General features: G+C 68.4%; 21 protein-coding genes. 8 read left to right on the top strand and 13 right to left on the bottom strand.

Annotated features, from left to right (window positions below; all coding sequences use genetic code 11):
- Nucleotides 1-43: 43 nt before the first annotated feature.
- Entirely contained in the window at nucleotides 44-1,780 is a 1,737-nt protein-coding gene (locus tag GY812_05065) for an NAD(P)/FAD-dependent oxidoreductase (GenBank protein ID MCP4434859.1), read from the bottom strand.
- Between the two features lie 34 nt (nucleotides 1,781-1,814).
- Between GY812_05065 and GY812_05060 the strand changes: the two genes are divergently transcribed.
- The gene (locus GY812_05060) at nucleotides 1,815-2,666 is read left to right on the top strand and encodes a phytanoyl-CoA dioxygenase family protein (GenBank protein MCP4434858.1); all 852 of its coding nucleotides are present in this window, start codon (nucleotides 1,815-1,817) and stop codon (nucleotides 2,664-2,666) included.
- A 9-nt stretch (nucleotides 2,667-2,675) separates the two neighbouring features.
- Here the strand turns inward: GY812_05060 and GY812_05055 are convergent, their stop codons facing one another.
- Nucleotides 2,676-3,236, bottom strand: coding sequence for an MOSC domain-containing protein (locus GY812_05055; protein ID MCP4434857.1), 561 nt, complete (start codon nucleotides 3,234-3,236; stop codon nucleotides 2,676-2,678).
- Between the two features lie 75 nt (nucleotides 3,237-3,311).
- Here GY812_05055 and GY812_05050 point away from each other — a divergent pair, with 75 nt between their 5' ends.
- Entirely contained in the window at nucleotides 3,312-4,349 is a 1,038-nt protein-coding gene (locus GY812_05050; protein MCP4434856.1) for an alpha/beta hydrolase, read from the top strand.
- 43 nt (nucleotides 4,350-4,392) lie between these two features.
- On the opposite strand, the gene GY812_05045 is transcribed toward GY812_05050, so the two are convergent.
- On the bottom strand, nucleotides 4,393-5,904 hold the full coding sequence (locus GY812_05045; GenBank protein ID MCP4434855.1) for an AarF/ABC1/UbiB kinase family protein: 1,512 nt from the start codon (nucleotides 5,902-5,904) through the stop codon (nucleotides 4,393-4,395).
- A gap of 162 nt (nucleotides 5,905-6,066) precedes the next feature.
- Between GY812_05045 and GY812_05040 the strand changes: the two genes are divergently transcribed.
- Both GY812_05040 and GY812_05035 read left to right on the top strand, forming a co-directional pair.
- On the top strand, nucleotides 6,067-6,519 hold the full coding sequence (locus GY812_05040; GenBank protein ID MCP4434854.1) for a flavodoxin family protein: 453 nt from the start codon (nucleotides 6,067-6,069) through the stop codon (nucleotides 6,517-6,519).
- A gap of 167 nt (nucleotides 6,520-6,686) precedes the next feature.
- The gene (locus GY812_05035) at nucleotides 6,687-7,034 is read left to right on the top strand and encodes an SHOCT domain-containing protein (protein MCP4434853.1); all 348 of its coding nucleotides are present in this window, start codon (nucleotides 6,687-6,689) and stop codon (nucleotides 7,032-7,034) included.
- 140 nt (nucleotides 7,035-7,174) lie between these two features.
- Here GY812_05035 and GY812_05030 read toward each other — a convergent pair whose 3' ends face one another.
- The 3 genes from GY812_05030 to GY812_05020 form a co-directional block, all read right to left on the bottom strand.
- Entirely contained in the window at nucleotides 7,175-9,205 is a 2,031-nt protein-coding gene (locus tag GY812_05030; GenBank protein MCP4434852.1) for an ATP-grasp domain-containing protein, read from the bottom strand.
- A gap of 87 nt (nucleotides 9,206-9,292) precedes the next feature.
- Nucleotides 9,293-10,912, bottom strand: coding sequence for an acyl-CoA carboxylase subunit beta (locus GY812_05025; GenBank protein MCP4434851.1), 1,620 nt, complete (start codon nucleotides 10,910-10,912; stop codon nucleotides 9,293-9,295).
- Between the two features lie 19 nt (nucleotides 10,913-10,931).
- Complete coding sequence (locus tag GY812_05020; protein ID MCP4434850.1) at nucleotides 10,932-11,372, bottom strand: glyoxalase/bleomycin resistance/extradiol dioxygenase family protein; 441 nt, start codon at nucleotides 11,370-11,372, stop codon at nucleotides 10,932-10,934.
- A 132-nt stretch (nucleotides 11,373-11,504) separates the two neighbouring features.
- Between GY812_05020 and GY812_05015 the strand changes: the two genes are divergently transcribed.
- Genes GY812_05015 through GY812_05005 form a run of 3 tightly spaced genes read left to right on the top strand, consistent with a single transcriptional unit; the run spans nucleotide 11,505 to nucleotide 13,664 of the window.
- On the top strand, nucleotides 11,505-11,879 hold the full coding sequence (locus tag GY812_05015) for a helix-turn-helix transcriptional regulator (protein MCP4434849.1): 375 nt from the start codon (nucleotides 11,505-11,507) through the stop codon (nucleotides 11,877-11,879).
- Nucleotides 11,880-11,890: 11 nt separating this feature from the next.
- A complete protein-coding gene (locus tag GY812_05010) occupies nucleotides 11,891-12,994 on the top strand; it encodes an ABC transporter permease (protein ID MCP4434848.1) in 1,104 nt (367 codons plus the stop codon).
- Between the two features lies 1 nt (nucleotide 12,995).
- Entirely contained in the window at nucleotides 12,996-13,664 is a 669-nt protein-coding gene (locus GY812_05005) for an ABC transporter ATP-binding protein (GenBank protein ID MCP4434847.1), read from the top strand.
- A gap of 31 nt (nucleotides 13,665-13,695) precedes the next feature.
- Here GY812_05005 and GY812_05000 read toward each other — a convergent pair whose 3' ends face one another.
- The 7 genes from GY812_05000 to GY812_04970 all read right to left on the bottom strand — a co-directional run bounded on the left by GY812_05000 (nucleotide 13,696) and on the right by GY812_04970 (nucleotide 19,198).
- A complete protein-coding gene (locus GY812_05000) occupies nucleotides 13,696-14,784 on the bottom strand; it encodes an ABC transporter ATP-binding protein (protein MCP4434846.1) in 1,089 nt (362 codons plus the stop codon).
- On the bottom strand, nucleotides 14,781-15,521 hold the full coding sequence (gene modB, locus GY812_04995) for a molybdate ABC transporter permease subunit (protein MCP4434845.1): 741 nt from the start codon (nucleotides 15,519-15,521) through the stop codon (nucleotides 14,781-14,783). The genes GY812_05000 and modB overlap by 4 nt, the downstream gene beginning before the upstream one ends.
- Before the next feature lie 59 nt (nucleotides 15,522-15,580).
- Nucleotides 15,581-16,369 (bottom strand): molybdate ABC transporter substrate-binding protein, encoded by a 789-nt coding sequence (gene modA, locus GY812_04990; GenBank protein MCP4434844.1) that lies wholly within the window; start codon nucleotides 16,367-16,369, stop codon nucleotides 15,581-15,583.
- Nucleotides 16,366-16,764 (bottom strand): excisionase family DNA-binding protein, encoded by a 399-nt coding sequence (locus GY812_04985; GenBank protein ID MCP4434843.1) that lies wholly within the window; start codon nucleotides 16,762-16,764, stop codon nucleotides 16,366-16,368. Before GY812_04985 ends, modA begins: the two co-directional genes overlap by 4 nt.
- Before the next feature lie 131 nt (nucleotides 16,765-16,895).
- A complete protein-coding gene (locus tag GY812_04980) occupies nucleotides 16,896-18,086 on the bottom strand; it encodes an acyl-CoA desaturase (protein MCP4434842.1) in 1,191 nt (396 codons plus the stop codon).
- Between the two features lie 37 nt (nucleotides 18,087-18,123).
- Entirely contained in the window at nucleotides 18,124-18,756 is a 633-nt protein-coding gene (locus GY812_04975; GenBank protein ID MCP4434841.1) for an iron-sulfur cluster-binding domain-containing protein, read from the bottom strand.
- Nucleotides 18,704-19,198, bottom strand: a complete 495-nt coding sequence (locus GY812_04970; protein ID MCP4434840.1) for a hypothetical protein — start codon at nucleotides 19,196-19,198, stop codon at nucleotides 18,704-18,706. Before GY812_04970 ends, GY812_04975 begins: the two co-directional genes overlap by 53 nt.
- Before the next feature lie 92 nt (nucleotides 19,199-19,290).
- Here GY812_04970 and GY812_04965 point away from each other — a divergent pair, with 92 nt between their 5' ends.
- Complete coding sequence (locus tag GY812_04965) at nucleotides 19,291-20,079, top strand: MerR family transcriptional regulator (protein ID MCP4434839.1); 789 nt, start codon at nucleotides 19,291-19,293, stop codon at nucleotides 20,077-20,079.
- The last annotated feature ends 15 nt before the right edge of the window (nucleotides 20,080-20,094 follow it).

Here is a 20,094-nt window from a genome sequence, read left to right as displayed (position 1 = left end):
GAGACGGTACCCGCGCCATGCGGGTGCGCGGGTTGCAGACCGGTCAGTCCGCCACAGCGGCGCGCGCCGCGCGACCACGCTCGCGCTCGGCACGCAGGGCTGCGCCGCGGCTGAACTCCATCGCGTCGAAGCCGACCGGGTCCGCCGGCACGTCCGCCGGGTCCACCAGCGGCGTGCCGAGCACCATCTCGATGAGAAGCGGCCGCCCAAGCATCTCGCCGGCGCAGTTGACGCCGCCCACCATGGTGCCCGCCACGCCATGGCCTGACGAGGTGTTGGCTCCCACGAGCCAGAGACCGTCGATTTCCGTGCGGTGCTGGGGACGGTTCTCACCGGACTGTTCCGGTGAGTGGATGTAGCCGTAGCTCGTACCCCCCGTGGAGCGCGTGTAGCGCTCCTGGGACAGAGGCGTTGCGGTCTCCACGTGCGCGATGTGGTCACGCAGGCGCTGGCCGCCCAGGTCTTCGGCCAGCGCTCGCTGGGCTGCGTCGATCAATGCGTCGGTGAGTTGGGCCTTGCGGGCCCGGTACTGCTCGCCCCGCCGGTACCGGCCTCCGTCGGCCGGTGACTGCTCCACGCCCCACCACTTCAGGCCTCGGGGAGCCAGGGTCATCACCTGGAGGTTGGTCTGGCCCGCAGAGCAGAGCAACTCGTTGCCCGGGTCCTTGCGCGATGCCATGGCGATGTAGGCGAACATGTCGGGCCCCTCGAGAATCCCGTTGTCGAGCTCGGCGTATAGGCCATCGGTCTCGTAGGTCGGGAACACGAAGTGGTTGGTGTTGGGGCCCGCGACCTCCATGTCGACCACGAGGTACACGCACACCAACCCGAGCGTCATCTGCGCTTCGCGGGTCCACGAGACCGTGCCCGGGTCCCAGTGTTGCTCGCCGACCAGGCCGAACACCGTGCGAGCGTGGTCCGCGTTGGAGATGACCGCCTCCGTGGCGTGGACCGTGCGGCCGTCCTCCATCAGCACGCCGGTGGCGCGACGGTCCTGCACGATGATCCGGTCGACGGGTGCCAGCGTTCGCACCTCGCCGCCGAACGCCTCGATCACCTGGATGAGCCGTGCGGGCATCATCTGCCCCCCACCCTCGGGGTAGTAGGCGCCACGCATGTAGTGGTCGATGATCGCTGCGTGCATCGACACTGCGGTCTGCGACGGGCCACCCGCGTACAGACCCGACCAGTGGTCCAGAACCGCCTGCGCGCGCTGGGAGAGCTCGCCCTCTGCGAACAGCTCGTCGAGGGTGCGAAACGCCCAGTGGTCGAACGTGGGGGTCTCGGCTCCGGGGATGGAACGGGCCCGTGACTCCTCTGCCACTTCCCGCAGCACGCCGACCACCCGTTCGAGGCCGGCTTGTTCGGACGGAAACGCCTCGACCAGACGGTCACGGTAGCGATCCCAGCCGACCGGCACGGAGAAGTCGAGGTCGGGGAAGTGCAGCGTGTCGAACCCATCGGGATCGAGGGGCCGGAAGTCGATCCTGTCGCCGACTCCCAGGGCGGTGAAGATCGACGGGAACAACCCGCCGGGTCCGCAGTCACCGATGTAGTGGATGCCCACGTCGAACTCGTAGGTGGCCATCGAGCCGTCCTCGACCTTGTGGTGGCGTCGGAACACCTGCGTGTTTCCGCCCGCCAGGTCATGCGCTTCGAGCACCAACACCCGTCTGCCCTCCGCGGCCAGGCAGGCTGCGGCGGTCAAGCCGCCGGGCCCGGAGCCGACGACGACCACGTCCCAGGTCTCATCTGATGTCGAGTCTCCGTGATCGGCCATCCATGGTTCGTATCACACATGGCAGGATCTACGAATGGCAGACGCAATCGCGAGGTTCGGCCCCGACTCGAGCGCCCCAGAGGTGGCCGCGGCACTTCGCAGCGATGGCGTGGCCATCGTGGAACGCCTCGCGCCCGAAGAGCTGTGTGACCGCGTCGCAGCAGAGCTGGATCCCATCCTGATGGCCACCGAGGCCGGGGGTGACGACTTCGTGGGTGACCTGACCAAACGGCCCGGAGCGCTACTGGCCAGCTGTCCGTCATCGGTCGAGATGGTGGCCCACGACCTGGTGTTGCAGGTTGCCGATGAGGTGCTGTGGCCACAGAAGTCGAGCTTCCAGCTTCACCTGACACAGGCGATCGCCATCGGCCCGGGGGAATCCGCGCAGCAGCTCCACCGCGACCAGTGGGCATTCGACTTCTTCCAGTTCCCCTCGGACGTGGAGGTGGAGGTGTCGACGATCTGGGCACTGACCGACTTCACCGAGGCCAACGGCGCCACCCGCGTGGCACTGGGAGCCCATGCCTTGGCCGATGCGGATGTGGCCGCGATCGACCCCGCCGACACCGTGGCCGCAGAAATGCCGCGCGGGTCGGTGGTTCTCTACACCGGCCGCGCGGTGCACGGCGGTGGTGCCAACACGAGCGACCGCACGCGCATCGGCATCAACGTCGACTACGTGCTCGGCTGGCTTCGCCAGGAGGAGAACCAGTACCTCTCGGTTCCACGCGAAGTCGCCGCAGCGCTTCCCGAAAAGGTGCAGCGCCTGATGGGCTACCAGATGGGCGCCTACGCACTCGGCTACGTGGGCAACCTGCGCGATCCGATCAGCGTGCTGCGCGAGGCCGCCGACGCCGACACCGAGCGCCCCACCTTCGCGCCCTGATCCGGGGCGTCAGGGCGCCAACTTCCCCACCGTGTCTCCAGGTCGCACGGCCCCCTCAACCACGACCCGGGCATTCAAGCCGCGCAGGCGGAGGCCGTCGCGGTCGCCCGCGTTGACCCACCTGCGTGCATCGGGTCCGTAGCGCTCGGCGAACTTCACGCAGCCCGTGTGTGGCTCGTCGGTCACCTCGATCACGGCACCACCGAGGGCCAGGCGCGTACCTGCGGGCAGATTGGCCTCGCTCACGTCCAGATCCACATGGAGTTGGTCACCCGCCAGCGCGCGATGCTCGAGGTCATCCGCATCCGCCAGGAGTTCGATCACGCGTGAGCTGATCAGGTTGAGCTGCATGTCCGGATGCGAGCTTCCGTCGTCGGTCCGCGATGATCCGCGCACGTTCCAGCAGTCACCCGCCAGGCCTTCGGCAACGTTGAGATGCCCGACCTCGAGGATCTCCCGCTCGTTCTCCGCCGGCCGACGCACCACCATCGTGAGTGTGCCCACATCGGTTGGGGCCTCGAGTACATGGTCGAGTCCTGCGTTCAGTTCGTCTCGAGTCCGGTATCCCATGGCCTCAGTGTCCCATCGGTGGCGCGGACGGTCACCCGGGTTTCCCCGTGTGACGAATCGGTGCAATGGTGGGGCATGGCTACGAAGGCCACGCAGCGGACGAAGCGGGCCTCCCGGGGCGAGCCCGCAGGTGCGGCGGTGCACCACCGTGTCATCCATGGCTATGAGCGCGCCTACCGGGTGGCCGGGGATACGTCGCTCGAATCGGGTGGCACGGCCAACGACGACGGGCGCCCGACCCTCCTGCTCCTGCACGGCATCGGCGATAGCTCGGAGTCCTGGCTGCCGGTCATGGAAGGCCTGGCGAAGGACCACCGGGTCATAGCCCCCGACCTTCTCGGACACGGCGACAGCGAGAAGCCTCGCGCCGACTACAGCGCTGCCGCCTTCGCCAACGGCATGCGAGACCTGCTCGAGGTTCTCGGCATCGAGAGGGCCACGGTCATCGGCCACAGCCTGGGCGGGGGCGTCGCGGCGCAGTTCTCCTACCAGTACCCCGACCGCGTGGAACGACTCGTGCTCGTGTCGGCCGGCGGGGTCGACCGTGATGTCTCGCCGCTGTTGCGGCTCGCGGCGGCACCCTTCACCGAGCTGGCGGTGCCGGTCATCCACACACCTCCGGGCCGCCTCTTCGTGCGCTTCGGCACACGGCTGCTCAAGGTGTTCGGGCACGACCTCGCGATCGATGCCGAGGAACTCCAGCGCGTCCTCGACGGACTGCCCGAGGACGGCGCCTACGACGCGTTCACCCGCACGTTGCGCGCAGTGGTCGACTGGCGCGGCCAGGTCGTCACGATGCGGGACCGCGTCTACCTGGCGTCGATGATCCCGATGGCGGTCATGTGGGGAACCAATGACGGGGTCATACCGCCGGACCACGCAGAGTTGCTGGCCGAGTCCTGTCCTCATGCGACCGTGTCCCTGTACGAGGGGGCCGGTCACTTCCCGCACCACCAGGACCCGCAACGATTCATCGCAGAAGTGACTGACTTCGTCGCCCGCAACGAGCCGGCCCAGTTCGATCCCGAGCTGTTCCGCGAGTACCTCCGCAGCGGTGAGGTGCCCGGCGGAATCGACCTCCGCGACTGCGACGACCGGTCGGTCAGGGCCTGAACCCGGCGCAGAACCACCGGCCGCCGGGCGACGCGCCCCGCCGCTAGCCCTCTGCCGTCACCCCGGGGAGGTCATCGTCGGGATCAACGGGCATGTGCGGCGTCCCAGCGCGTCGCTCTGCCATCAGCCGCTCGGCTTCGGCAGGGAAGATGTTCTTGATGAGGTAGGGGTCATGCACCATCAGGTAGTCAGGTGCGATGCCCTTGACGTAGCGCTCGAAGTAGAGAAACTGCTTGCCGAGAAGGTTCAGCTCCTCCGGCGCGGAGATGTCGCCCATCTGCTCTGAGAGCACAAGCGACTGCTGGAAAAGGTCTGCGAACTGCAGGTCCTCCATGCGCGACGCCATGATCGGGTCGAACACCACCTTGAGCATGGCCCCGAGCTGCTCGTCGTCGCCGAGGTCACCGCGGATCACCCCGAGCTTCTTGTAGCCGCGGATGATCCGGGCGAACTCGTGGTCGACCATGAAGGTGTAGAGGATGTCGCGCACCATGTCGCGCCACTCATCGCTGAACTCCCCCATGATGCCGAAGTCGAGGAAACAGCAACGGCCGTCCTCGAGTGCCCAGATGTTGCCCGCATGGAGGTCGCCGTGGAAGGGGCCATGAAGGACCATCGCCTCGATCCACGCCTTCATGCCACGCCGCAGGTTGGACTGGGCGTCGAAACCCATGGCTTCGTGCGCCGCGAAGTCATCCATCGGCACACCGAAGACCCGTTCCATGCAGATCATCTGCGGACCGCAGTAGTCCCAGACCACCTCGGGTGCGGTGACCATCGCGTTGTCGCCGAAGTCGTGCAGGTGGGAGCGAAACGAGTCCTGGCGGTAGGCCTCGAGGGCAGTGTTGAGCTCCTGGTTGGTGACCCGATGCAGGTCGCGCACCATTCCCACGGCGTTGGCGCGCCGCCCGAGCGTGGTGCGCATCAGGGCCTTCGCAATCACGTTGGCGACCCTGAGGTCCCGGTTCATCCGCTCGAGGATGTGCGGGCGCAGCAGCTTCACGACCGCTTGGCGCCCGTCGGGCAGCACCACGGCGTGCACCTGGCCGACCGACGCCGCGGAAAGCGGCACCTCGTCTATCGACGCGAACAGCTCGCGCGGATCATGACCGAGGTCCTCCACGATCGTCGCCCGCACCAGATCGAACGAGAACGGCGGCACGTCCTGCAGGCACCGTTGGGCTGGGCGCGACATGTGGTCGGGGAACATACCCGGCGAACTCGCGATCATCTGGCCGACCTTCACCCAGGTGGGGCCCATCCTGAAGAAGCCCTCGACCATCCCCTCGCTGGCACACCACAGCCAGGAGCCTCTGCGCCAGTGCAGGAGCTTCGCGAGAAGACCCTTGAGCACGAACACCACGAGCAGCGCTGAGTTCGCCACCAGGGCCCATGCCTCGCGGGGGCCGAACCTGTCGAGGGGCGGGTAGTGCACCTCCAGCGCCTCCGGCGGCGGACCGTCGGAGTACGGGCCACGGAAGGTGGTCCTCACGCCGGTGTTGGCGAACGTGTCGGCGTCGGCATCGGTGCCCGCAGGGCTCACGTGCCGCTTCATTGGATCCATCGACGGGTTCATGGTCGCCTCCCGCAGCCATCCGACACAGCCACCCCACTAGCTCAACCAACCACGGGTGCTCCGCCCCACCTGTTCCACGGAGGCTAACTGCGCCCGAAGCACGTTCAGAAATCGGCTGCGCCGCGGGATAGCGTCGGCAGGATGACCCGCCTGCTGGTCGTGCACCACTCCCCCACGCCCCACCTCAGAGCACTGGCCGGCGCCGTGCTCGAGGGGGCCCGGCACCCAGACATCGCCGGAGTCGAGGTGGTCGAGCGGCCCGCACTCGAAGCCCATGAGCGAGACGTGCTCGACGCCGACGGATACCTGCTCGGTACTCCGGCGAATCTCGGGTACATGTCAGGGGCCCTCAAGCACTTCTTCGACACCGTCTACGACGCATGCATCGACACGACGGCCGGGCGGCCCTGGGGCATGTGGATACACGGCTCCAGCGACACAGCGGGGGCCCGACTGGGCATCGAACGGATCGTCACCGGCCTGCAGTGGCGCGCCGCCAGCGAACCGGTCGAACTCATCGGGGAGGAGCCCGGCGAGCTCGACCGCTGCAATGAACTCGGCTCCGTGTTGGCCGCCACTCTTGGCGCCTTCTGATCGCTGACGTCGTGATGCCCCGCTGGGCCCGACGTGGTGGCGCCCGGCCGAAACTGAACTAGCGTCGGCCGCGTTCCAATCCCTCGATAGGAGAAACAATGCTTCTCGCTGAATCCGGCGGCTACGAGTTCGGGCACCTGCTCTGGGGTCTGCTTTCCATCTTCTTCATGGTCATCTACTTCATGATCCTGTTCAGCATCTTCGGTGACCTGTTCCGCTCGAAGGACCTGAGCGGCCTGGCGAAGGTGCTCTGGGTGCTGGTCATCTTCCTGCTCATCTTCATCGGCCCGCTGATCTACCTGATCGTGCGCGGCAGCGGGATGGCCGACCGGGCAGTCGAAGCCCAGGCCGACGCGCAGAAGCAGATGCAGGCCTATGCATCCCAGGTGGTCGCCCAGTCCGGCGAAGGCCAGGGCCATGCCGCTCAGCAGATCAGCCAGGCCAAGGACCTCCTCGACTCGGGTGCCATCACCCAGGAGGAGTTCGACAAGTTGAAGGCCAAGGCCCTCGACTGAGCCTGGGGCCAACTGGGGCAGCGCCAGGCCGGGTCGGCCCGGGCAGGCTGACTCGACACAGTTGCCCGATGAACGGGGGCGCCTTCGGGCGTCCCCGTTCCGCGCCCGGCCGCCGGCGTCGAGCGCGGCGTCCGGGCCGCTCAGGAGGGCTCGACGAGGGTGACGAGCAGGTCTCCGGCGTCGACCTTGTCGCCCTCGGCCACGAGCACCTCGCCGACCACGGCATCTGAGCGCGCCGTGATGCGGTGTTCCATCTTCATGGCCTCCACCACCACGAGCAGGTCTCCGTCGGACACCGAGTCACCCTCGGAGACATGCACGGAGATGACAGAGCCGGGCAGCGGCGACACAGGGCCCCCGGCAGCACCGGCCGCGTCGTGGTCGGCAAAGGGCGACACAGGCTGCCAGACGGTCCGTCCCGCGGCGCCGGCGACAGTCAGCGTGCCCTCGTCATTGCGACGCACACGCACCTCGGCAGCCACGCCGTCGAGCTCGACCTGCCAACGGTCCGGCGCGACCAGGTGCGCCGCGAGCATGAACGACCGGCGCGCGTCCTGGCCGAGCACACCGTCGCCACCGGGCTCGGGCGGTGCCCCCACCAAGACGTGGCCGCGAACCGACTCGGGATTAGATGCCGACTCCAGTGAGTATTCGAGCTGGATCGGTTCTGCGCCCTCACCGGCTACCAGATCCGAGAAGGCCCGCCGTTGCCCCACGGTTGCGACGTTGCGCCACCCCGACGGGGCGAACGACCAGAGCGAGTCGGCCTCGCGGTCCGCTGCCTGCTGCGCCATGGCGGCCGCGACGAGGTGAACCGTACGGTCCTCCCCGGACGGCCCGGTCGCTTCGGCGACCTCCGGGTGCTCGCTGAGATACGCGGTGGTGGCCTCACCACTGCCGAAGGACTCCTCTGTGAGGATCGCAGCCAGCGCGTCCGCGTTGGTGCGCACGCCCGACAGTTCGGCGGTGCGCAGGGCTCGGGCCAGAGCACCCGCAGCCCTGTCGCGTTCCGGCGCCCAGGCGATCACCTTTGCCAGGAGGGAGTCGTAATCGGCCGAGACGACGGATCCCGCCGCAACACCGGAATCGACCCGCACAGCAAGACCGTCGATCGCGAAGTCGCCGAGGGTGCCTGTGGAGGGCAGCCACCCGGCGGCCGGATCCTCAGCGACAAGGCGGACTTCGATGGCGTGACCGCTGGGGGCCAGGTCGCCTTGGGTGAACGGCAGCGGCCGACCGTCGGCGACCAGCAGCTGGAGCTCCACCAGATCCACGCCCCAGACCGCCTCGGTGACCGGATGCTCGACCTGCAGTCGCGTGTTGACCTCGAGGAAGGCGATCGTGGCGTCGGAGCTGACCAGGAACTCGACGGTGCCGGCACCTCGGTAGCCGACGCGTCGGGCGAGCGCCACCGCTCCCTCGCACAGCTTGGTGCGGACCGCCTCGCCGATGCCGGGCGACGGCGCCTCCTCCACCACCTTCTGGTGGCGCCGCTGGATCGAGCAGTCCCGCTCCCCGAGATGCACGACGTTGCCGTGGGTGTCGCCAAGGACCTGCACCTCGATGTGGCGGCCGTGCTCGATGAGCGGCTCGACGAACACGGTGCCGTCACCGAACGCCGCCTCTGCCTCCCGGCTGGCCGATGCGACCACCTCGGCCATGTCCGCCGAGTCGTGCACCGTGCGCATACCGCGGCCACCACCACCGGCCGCGGCCTTGACCATGGCAGGAACCGGCAGGCCGTCGGGCAGGTCATCGGCTGTGACCACGGTGGCCTCGGTGGTGGGCACACCGGCCTCGATGGCCTCCACCTTGGCCGCGACCTTGTCGCCGAGCAGCTCGATCTGTTCGGGAGTCGGGCCGACCCAGATGAGACCGGCGGACTCGACGTCACGGGCGAACGATGGGTCCTCCGCGAGGAACCCGTAACCAGGGTGAACAGCATCGCAGCCGGTGCTGAGGGCGGCTTCGATCACGGCGTCGCCGCGCAGGTACGACTCGGCCGCGCTGGTGCCACCGAGCGCGACGGCCCTGTCCACGGTGCGGGTGTGAAGCGCCGTGCGGTCGGCCTCGGAGAACACACCGACGGTGTCGATCCCGAGCCGGTGCGCCGTGCGGGCTATGCGCACGGCGATCTCCCCCCGGTTCGCAATCATCAGCCTGCGTATCAAGCGTCCTCCTGGGCGTTCCTGCGTCCGATGGGGCGGTTGGGGCGCCGCCACGGCAGCGATGAGCGCTCGCGCGAAGAGCAGTCCACCTCAGTGCCTCCAGACGCCGTAGGCCTCGGCGCCGGATACGACGTTCGAGTGCGAGGCGGACAGGGCTATGCCCAGCACGGTACGCGTGTCGCGCGGGTGGATGACCCCGTCGTCCCACATGCGGCCGGTGGCGTACAGCGCGCTCGACTGGGACTCGACCAGCATCTCGAGCATGCCGGTCTGCTCGGCGAGGGTGGCCTCATCGATCTCCTGGCCCTTTGCCGCTGCTGCGTTGCGGGCGATGATCCCCATCACTCCGGCCAGCTGCTTGGGACCCATCACGGCGATGCGGTGGTTGGGCCAGGTGAAGATGAAGCGTGGGTCGTAGGCCCGCCCCGACATGCCGTAGTTGCCGGCGCCGTAGCTGGCTCCGACCATCAGCACGAAGTGCGGCACCTCGCTGTTGGAGACGGCGTTGATGAGCTTGGCGCCGTCCTTGATGATGCCGCCCTGCTCGGCGGCGGTGCCCACCATGAAGCCCGTGATGTTCTGCACGAACACCAGCGGGGTGCTGGTGCGGTTGCAAAGCTGGATGAACTGCGCACCCTTCTCGGACTCCTCGGAGAACAGGATCCCGTTGTTGGCGAGCACGCCCACGGGGAAGCCACAGATCGAGCCCCAGCCGCACACGAGCTTGTCGCCGTAGAGCGGCTTGAACTCCTCGAAGCGGCTGCCGTCGAGGGTGCGGGCGAGGATCTCGCGTACCTCGAAGGGCACCTTCACATCCGCCTGGGCACACCCGATCAGCTCACCGGGGTCATGGAGCGGCTCGTCGGCCGGCTCGCTGGGCCCCGGGCCGAGCTTCTGCCAGTTGAGGTGGCGCACGATGTCACGCGTGATGCGGATGGCGTCCATCTCGTCGACGGCGAGGTAGTCGGACAGCCCGGAGGTGCGCGAGTGCATCTCGGCGCCGCCGAGGGTCTCCTCGTCGACGTCCTCGTCGATGGCCATCTTCACCAGCGGTGGACCACCGAGATAGGCGAACGAGCGGTTCTTCACCATCACCACGTAGTCGCTCATCCCCAGCGCATACGCACCGCCGGCAGTGGCCGGGCCGAAGCCGACGGTGATGGTGGGGATGCCTTCCTTGGAGAGCCGGGTGAGGTTGCGGAACTGGGCACCGCCGGGCACGAAGATGTCTGCCTGGCGCGGCAGGTCGGCGCCGGCTGACTCCGACAGCGAGATCATCGGGAGCCGGTTGGCGCGGGCGATCTCGAATGCGCGCATGCCCTTTGCGACGGTGTGTGGGTTGGCGGAGCCACCCCGCACGGTCATGTCGGTGCCCCCGATCATGCACTCGACACCCTCCACGATCCCGATGCCGTTGACGGTGCCTGCGCCGATCGGGTCGTCGGTCTCCGCGGCCGCTAGGGACATCAGCTCGAGGAACGGGGTGTCCGGGTCCACGAGCGCTTCGATGCGCTCGCGCACGAGCATCTTTCCCCTGCGTCGGTGGCGGTCCACCTTCGCCTGACCGCCGATGGCCGGCAGCTCGGCGAGCTTGTCGGCAACCTGCGCCCAGAGAGCCTCCATGGCCTCGACGTTGGCGTTCCACTCGCCGCTGCCGACATCCAGTCGGCTGCGCAGCACCGGGTGGCTGTTGGACGTGGCGGCACTCATTGCCGCCGAACGCTAGTCGTCAGCAGCAGCTTGTGGCTCCGCCGGCGGCGGGTGCGCAACACGACCCGTCATCGGCGAGCACCTCGGCTTCGGTGGCCTCGCTGTCGGCGTTCTTCACGTACCACTCCCAACGGGTGCCGTCGGGTCCGTCGAGCCAGGTCTCGGTCTTCTCGGCGAAGCAACAGGTGGTGTCCTCCACCTCGGTGGTGATGAGGCCCTCGGCCTGCAGCCTGGAGGCGGCCGCGGTGACCTGCGTACCCTCCTCGACCTCCACACCGAGGTGGTTGATCGAGCCTGCATCACCGGCTCCGGCGAAGAGCACGAGCTTGAGTGGCGGCTCGGCGATGGCGAAGTTGGCGTAGCCGGTTCGGATCTTGTCGGGCGTGGTCCCGAACATCTTCGAGTAGAAGTCGACTGCTTCATCGATGTCGTCGACGTTGAGGGCGAGCTGCAGGCGCATGTGGGACCTCCGGGTCTCTGATCCGACCGTACCGGACGGAGCTTGATGTCAGATAGACAATCATCGAATTGATGACTATCGAAGTGTGTCGTACACATCGACGTTTGTCAATATGTATGCCAGAATGGACCCATGGCAACGAAGCAGAGCATCCCCGTGGCCGATCCGGTCGACCCCGACGCACCCGCTTGCTGCACCCCCCTCGACGGTCCCCTGCTGGACGAAGCCGAGGCCGAGGAGATGGCCCTCGTCATGAAGGCGCTTGCCGATCCCGTGCGCCTCCGCCTGCTGTCGCTCATCGCCAACTCCCCCACCGGCGAGACCTGCGCCTGCGACCTCGCCACCCCCCTCGGCCGCTCCCAGCCCACCGTCAGCCACCACCTGACCCTGCTCACCAAGGCGGGCCTGATCGAGCGCGAACAGCGTGGCAAGTGGGCCTGGTTCAGGGCCCGCGCCGACCGACTCGCCGAGGTTTCCGATGCCGTGAGGCTGGGGGCCCGCGACTAGAACGTACCGCCGTGTATCTGGCAAGGAAGGACCTCCGGGCGGCCAGGGGCCGCTTCGCCCTCGTGGGCATCGTGATCGGCCTGATCGCGTTCCTGGCCACGATGCTGGCCGGCCTGGCCAACGGCCTCGTCGACGACGGGATCTCCGGGCTGCGGGAGCTGCCGATCAGCCACATGGCATTCGCGGAGAACTCCCAAGCCGTGTTCTCCCGCTCGATCCTCACCGAGGAAGAACTGGCCGCCTACCAGGAGGTCACCGACGAAGCGACCCCGGTCGGTGCGTCCTTCTTCAACGCCCGCCCCGCCGATGACTCGGGCGACGGCGAGGCGATCGACATCGTGCTGTTCGGCGTGGACGACGACGGCTTCCTGGCCGATGCATCCGAAGCCGGGGCTGCGGTTGACGCAACCCGGTCGCTGGACGGTGGACTCGTGCTCAGCCATGAGTTCAGCGACAAGGCGGCCGTGGGTGACGAGTTCACGATCGTCGGAACCGACATCACCTTGCCGGTGATCGGCTTCACGTTCTCGGGCACATACGGCCACGTCCCGATCGCCTACACATCGCTGTCCACCTGGCAGGACCTGCTCTACGGCGACGACGCGGATGGTCGCTTCTCCGCAGTGGCGATCGGCGAGGGAGACGAAACTGCGCTCGAAGCCGCAGCCGGGCAGAGCGGCACCGAGCTGCTCACCAAGACCGAGGCCTACGCCGGCTCGCCCGGCTACACCGCCGAGTCGGCCACGATGACGCTCATCCGGGGCTTCCTGCTCGTGATCTCGGCGCTCGTCGTCGGCGCGTTCTTCACGGTGTGGACCATCCAGCGAACCCGCCAGATCGGCCTGCTCAAGGCGCTCGGAGCATCGTCGGGCTACATCATCCGCGATGCGCTCGGCCAGCTGCTGGTGGTACTCATCATCGCCGTCACGATCGGCTCCGCCGCCGCTTTCGGGATGGGCGCCATCATCGGCGACGAAGCACCGTTCAACCTCAGCTTCGGCTCCGTGCTCTGGACTGCCGGCATCCTCACCTTCGTGGGCATGGCCGGCAGCCTGGTGGCGCTGCGCCGCATCACCTCGGTCGACCCGGCCATCTCACTCACGGCGGGAGTGTGACGTGCTCGAACTCAACGACATCTGCGTGACGATCCCCGACGGCGAGGAGACGTTGGCGATCCTCGACCACACCGAGCTGCGGGTGGACCAGGGCGAGGTGGTCTCCGTCTCCGGCCGCTCCGGCTCCGGCAAATCGACACTCCTTGCGATCGCCGGGCTGTTGCGCAAGCCGGACTCCGGGACGATCTCCTTTGCTGAGCACGACGCAACCGCCATGTCGAACAAGGCGCGCACGCGGCTGCGCCGCGACGAAGTCGGCATCATCTACCAGTCCGCCGAGCTGTTCCCATCGCTCACCGCCATCGAGCAACTCGAACTCGTGGCCCACATCAGCCACCGGCTCAACGGCGAAGCCCGTGAACGGGCGGCCGCACTGCTCGACGAGGTGGGCCTGCAACGCCGCCAGGACAGCCGCCCCGGCAAGCTGTCCGGTGGTGAACGCCAGCGAGTCGGCATCGCCCGGGCCCTCATGAACGAGCCGTCGGTGCTGCTGGCCGACGAGCCGACATCATCGCTCGACCCTGAGCGGGGCCGCGAGGTCATGGAGCTGATCACCGGCGAGGCGCGCACCCGCAACCTCGCAACGGTGGTCGTGTCGCATGATCCCACCCATGTGGATCTCTTCGACCGCTCGTTCCGCCTCGAGGCCGGCAAGCTGCACACCGTCTAGGCACCACCAGGCCGTTCTGTGACAGAACGAGCTATCGGGGGTAGGCGAACACCTCGGTGGCCTTCGCCGTGGCCCAGACATCGACTCCATTCCCGAGCCCGAGCTCGGCGACCGACTCTGCGGTGAGCTCGGCGGTCAGGTCGAGGTCGCCGCTGAGGGCCACCCGAACGCGCTCCCCCATCGGCTCGGTCGAGGTGACGGTCATGGCCCAGTGGTTGCGGGCCGACCCGGCCGGCGGCTCGCGACCGGGTGACCGCAGCGCCACCGCAACGGCACTCGGGGCGACGGTGGCGAACACCTCACCCGACACCGACTCGGCAACGGCGACCCTCGCCGCCCCCACCGACACCACGTGGCCCTCGCCGGAGCCGACAAGCAGGTTGGTGCCCACGAGGTCCGCCACGTAGCGCGATCGCGGCCGTGCCGTCACATCTCGAAGTGAGCCGGACTGGGTGACACAGCCGGCTTCGAGCACCACCAGGTCATCGGCGAGCGCGTAGGCGTCGAGCGGGTCATGGGTGACCATCAGCGCCGCCCCTTCGAAGTCGGCGAGCCAGTGGCGCAACTCGGCACGCATCGCCGGGCGCAGCCGCGCGTCCAGCGCGGCGAGTGGCTCGTCCAGCAGCAGCACCCCGGGCTCCGCCGCCAGTGCCCGGGCGAGGGCGACCCGCTGGGACTGACCACCGGAGAGCCCGCCCGGTCGACGGTCCCCGAATCCACCGAGACCGACACGATCCAGCACCTCGGCGGCACGCTCACGGGCGGCACGCCTGCCCACGCCGCCGCAGCGCAGCCCGAACGCGACGTTGTCCAGCACGGACATGTGGGCGAACAGCAGGTGGTCCTGGGGCACCAGCGCGACCTGCCGAGCCTCGGGCACCATGAACGTGGCGCCACCATCGTCCAGGGTCCGGCCTGCCAGGCTGAGCGATCCGGCGCCGAGTGGCTCCAGTCCTGCGACCGCCCGCAGCAACGTGGTCTTGCCAGCTCCATTGGGTCCGAGCACGGCAGTGACGGTGCCCGGCTGCACCGCGAGCGACACGTCGAGGCGGAATCCCTCGAGTTCGACGGCCACCCGTCCCGACAGGCCGGCGGCACCCGCAGTGGCCGTTGCGCTCATGGCCGCACCAACCAGCGGTCACGCAGGCCCACGAGCACGACGATCGACACGACCAGCAGCACAATGCTCAGCGACACGGCACCGCCCGGATCGGAGTCGAGCCCGAGATAGACCGCGAGCGGCAGGGTACGGGTCCGACCGGCGATGTTGCCGGCGAAAGTGATGGTGGCGCCGAACTCGCCGAGTGCGCGGGCCCAGGCGAGCACCGCGCCCGCCACGATGGATGGTAAGGCGGCGGGGATCGTGACCCGCCACAGCACCGTCCACGGCCCGGCTCCCAGAGTGGACGCGAGCTCCTCGTGGCGGCGACCGGCTGAGCGCAGAGCCGCCTCCACGGTCAGCACGAAAAAGGGCATCGCCACGAAGGCCTCCGCCAGTACTACGCCCGCACCCGAGAAGGTGAGCTGGATGCCGAAGGTGTCCCACAGCCATCCGCCCAACGCCGAGTCGCGCCCCAGTGCCGAGAGCAGAGCCACACCCCCCACCACCGGGGGCATCACCATCGGCAGCACCACCAATGCGCGGGCGACGCGGCGGCCGGGGAACTCGACTCGCGCCAGCACCCAGGCCAGCGGCAGGCCGAGCACCACCACGACCAACACGGCAGCCAGTGATGCACCGACCGAGAGCCGCAGTGCTGTGAGCGCCTCGGCGCTGGTGATGTCGGACCAGAACGACGACCACTGAGCCGAAGCGAGCAACCCCGCGACCGGACCAACCAGGAACAGGATCGCCATCACCGCGGGCACTGCCGCCCACAGGGGCGGGCGGGACCCTCGGCGGGCACGCACGGCCGTCACTCGAATCCCCAGCGATCGAGCACGCGTCGCCCATCCTCGGAGGCCACGAACCCCACGAAGGCAGACGCCAGGTCACCGTCTGCCTCCCCGTTTGCGAGTGCTGCCACCAGATAGCGGTTGGACCCCTGCCGGCCCTTCAGGCGCACGATCTCCACGGCGTCGCCCGCTGCAAGAGCATCGGAGGCATACACCAGAGCGGCGGCAGCGTCGCCACGGGTGACCGCAGCCAGGGTCGCCCGGGCATTCGCCGCACGGGTCACCCGGTCCTCGGAGAGCACCGCCTCGCCCTGGCCGAGCGCCCGGTCGGCCAGCGTCCCGCACGGCGCCGTGGCGACACATAGAGCGACCACCTCGCCGGACTCGGTCACCTGGGCCAGATCGTCCTGGTCTTCGATGCCGAGCGGATTCCCCGGAGCGGTCACGATCACGAGCCCGTTGCGGGCGAACTCGACCGGCTCACCGACGACGTCGCCGGAGTCGACGACTTCGGCCATGTTGGGTTCGTCCGCGGAGGCGAACACGTCGACAGGCGCACCGCTGGATATCTGCGACGCCAGCGTGGCGGACGAGTCGAGGTTCAGCACCACAGCCACGCCGGGGTTGGCTGCTTCGAAGTCTTCCGTGATCTCGGCGAACGCGTCGGTGAGCGAGGCGGCCACGGAGACGAGCAGTTCCTGGCGGCGTTGGTCGCCCGCCACCGGTTCGGAGTCAGACGCACAGGTGGCTGTGGCGGCCGCGGCCATGGCCACCACCAGTCCGACTGCCGCACGGACCCTCGCGGTCACCGCCCCGGCACCTCGATCACCACGTTGGTGGACTTCACCGCGGCGACTGCGAGTTCGCCCGGCGCCAGGCCCAGGTCGTCGACCGCCTCGGCGGTCATCAGCGACACGATCCGGTGAGGGCCGGCCCGCAGCTCCACAAGTGCCGTGACCTTGTCCCGCTCGACCCTCGTGACGATGCCGGTGAAGCGGTTGCGGGCCGACTGGGCCATCGTCGCTTCCGGCTCCCAGGCCACGTCGGTCGTGGTCAGGTACTCGGCCAGGCCCGCACCCGGGATGAGCCGGTGGCCACCACCGCGGCGGGTGGTGTCCAGTCGGCCGTCGTCGCACCAGCGACGAACCGTGTCGACACTCACCCCCAGCAGATCGGCAACTTCACCAACACTGAACTCGCTCATCCGGTGATTGTCGCTCAGTTGGCTCGGATTTGCGAGGTCGCCGGGCCAATACGTGTATATCTGCGAGTCTTGAGCACGATCGCCTCGAGCGGTTCGAGCAGCGACCCGAACATCCGGGACATCAGGATGGCTCAGCCAGTCGTTGACAAGGCAGTGCGCTTGGAGGCGAGCCGCCAGACCTTGCGGATCACTGTTCCGATCTGGCGCGCGAACGAGGCGGTGTTGTACTCGACACCGTGGCGAGCGCAGATGTCGCGCACCCGCGGTTGCATCTCGGCGTAGCGGTTGGAAGGCACGTCGGGGAACAGGTGGTGCTCGATCTGGTGGTCGAGGTTGCCCGACATCACGTCCATGAGGGGACCGCCGGTGAAGTTGACCGAGCCGAGCACCTGGCGGCGGTACCAGTCTCCGCGGGTCTCACCCTCGATGTCCTCGGGGTCGAAGAAGTCGACCCCGTCGGGGAAGTGACCGCAGAAGATCACCGCGAAGCTCCACAGGTTGCGCACCACATTGGCCGCGGCCGCACCGGTCACCGAGGAGACAACGGAACCGACTCCGAACGGAACGGCAACCGCCGGCCAGGCGACGAAGTCCTTGAGGACCTGCTTGCGGATCTTGGCGAACGTCTCCGCCATGCTCTTGCGCGGCGACTCGCCCTCGGGCAGCTCCGCGTTGTCCGCCTTGGCGCTGTTGCGGGCGTCGTGGAACCCGACCCCGTACTCGAACACCGTGGCCAGCCCCACGAACGACAGCGGCTGCCACCGCGTCGCGGGCGACCACGGCTGTTCGGGGTCGACCCTGAACAGCCCGTAGCCGATGTCGGCATCCACCCCCCGCACGTTGGTCCACTGGTGGTGCATGTGGTTGTGGGTGTGCTTCCACTGCGAGGACGGACACACGTTGTCCCACTCCCAATTGGTGGAGTGGATCGCGGGGTCCTGCATCCAGTCCCACTGGCCGTGCATCACGTTGTGGCCGATCTCCATGTTCTCGAGAATCTTGGAGAGGCTCAGCATCGCCACGCCTGCGAACCACGCGGGCGGGAACACCCCTGCAACCAGCGCCGCCCGGCCTGCCAGCTCGAGGCGACGCTGCAGGCGGATCATGCGGCGGATGTAGTCGGCGTCGCCGGCCCCGATCGTGTCGAGCACCTCGGCGCGCAGGGCGTCGAGTTCGGCGGCGAACGCATCGGCATCGAAGCCGTCGGGGCGGCCGGCCGCGCCGGCCCCGGCCGTGCGGACAACTTCGGGCAGGCCGTTGACGTCGTCGTCGGACGCCGGAAGCAGCGTCTTGTTCTCTGTCGGGGTGAGCGTTGGTGTCATCAGGAGTCCATCGGCAGGTGCGCGGTCGGGAACTTGGTCAGAGGTCGAGGCTGATGTCGGTGGCGGCGGCGGAGATGCAGATCTGCACATGACTGCCGGAGTCGATGACACTGCCGTCGCGCAGGTCACGGGCCCGGCCCGAACACACCGCGGTGGAACAGCTGCGGCAGATGCCCATCCGGCATCCGTGCTTCGGCGCAAGGCCGGCCGACTCCGCCACATCCAGCAGGGTCTCACCGGCGCCGGCGTCGGTGGTGGTGCCTGTGCGCTCGAAGGATGCCCGGAAGCTCGCGACGCCATCGGCGGGAACGGTGAACTCCGGGGCCCCGAACGCCTCCAGTTCCAAGCGGTCGCTGTGGCCGGACCCGGCCCAGTGCGCACGCGCGAACTCGAGCATCCCGTAGGGCCCGCACACGAACGACCGGCGTTGGGCCCAGTCCGGGCACATTGATTCGAGACGTGCGGCGTCAAGGTGGGTGCCGACCAGTCGGCCACCGGATTCGTCGCGGGTGGTCACCTCGTGGACCGTGAGCCACGGCATGGCCGCGTCGAGTGCGCGCACCTCGTCGCGCTGCAGGACGGCGGCGGGAGCCGACGCATGGTGGATCATCACGACGTCAGGGCGCGGCGCGCAGTCGGTCATCGACTCGACGGCGAGCCCCCGCAGCATGGCGAGCATCGGTGTGATACCGCTTCCGCCGCTCACCCGCGGGATCGCCGAGTACGAAGTCCCCGGCCGGCTCGTCGAGTTGGATGACGTCGCCGGGGCGGGCGTCGCCAACCAGGTGCCGCGACACGACTCCGGTGGGAGATGACTGCACGATGACCTCGATGAACCGCTCGCCCGGCAGTGAGGTGACCGTGAAGCTCCGGCTGTGGCGGACCCCGTCGACGTCCACGCCGATGGTGATGAACTGCCCGGGCACGTGCGGGCGCCATCCCCTGGGCGGGCGGATCCGCACTGCTGCGGCGTCGATACCGGTGGCCGTGACCGAGTCGATGGTGCCCTGGCTGCGTCCGCCCGCCAGTCGCCAGCCGAGGCGCGGATGGAGGGCCTGCAGCAGCTCCCCGGGATTGTGCGGCGTGGTGAAGCGCTCCAGAAGTGCTCCCATGCACGACATCCTGATTGTTGACAGTATGCGCTGTCAAGAGATTCTTGGCAGCGCATACTGTCAGGAAGTGCGACATATGGCACGATCGGTGGATGACCGCAACGAGGGATACGCCGAAGCGGGACAAGAAGTCACGAAAGGACGCGCGCGCGAAGGAACCCGGGCCGGCTGACGCGGACGGGATGACGCTCGAGGAGCTGGCCGCGGACACGGGCATTCCCGCCAGGACCATCCGCTACTACCAGGCGGAGAAGCTGCTCCAGAAGCCCAACCGTGACAGCTCAGATGCACGCGTCGCCCGCTACACCGACGAGCACGTGGAACGGCTCCGACTGGTGGCCGAACTGCGCGACCGGGGCCTGAAGCTGCCCGCGATTCGCGGCCTCCTGCAGGAAGGCGATGCTTCGACCAGGGTGGCCGACTGGCTCGGCCTCGACTCGTCATTGCGCGGCTCATGGGGCCACGACGAGCCGCGGATCGTCTCGGCTGCAGAGCTGGCGGAGTTGCTCGCGGGCACACCGCCGGGCACCCAGGGCATCCTCGAGGATGCCGGACTCGTGAGTCGCCAGGGCCACGCCTGGCTCGTGCCGAGCGAGCCACTGCTCAACGTGGCCGCCGGACTGGTGCGCACCGGAGTCGATGTCGACATCGTGATCGATGCCGTGTCGATCCTCGGCGTGCACCTGGGAAAGGCGGCGGACGAGCTCATCGACCTGTTCGTGACTGCAATCCGCCAGGGCCTGGGAACCGGCGTCGACACCGGCGTGCTCGTGGATGCCCTGCGGTCCGCGGCCGGCGAGGGTGCCCGCATCGTGTTCGGCCAGCAGCTGGAGCGCGCCATCGAGGAACTCCTCTCCGACACCAAGCGCCTGCGCCGCTAGAGCCTCTGGAACGCC

The sequence above is a fragment of the Actinomycetes bacterium genome, from assembly GCA_024222295.1.
Taxonomy (GTDB): domain Bacteria; phylum Actinomycetota; class Acidimicrobiia; order Acidimicrobiales; family Microtrichaceae; genus JAAEPF01.
Note: the sequence above shows the minus strand (reverse complement) of the source record. Positions and strands in the feature narration are given on the sequence as shown.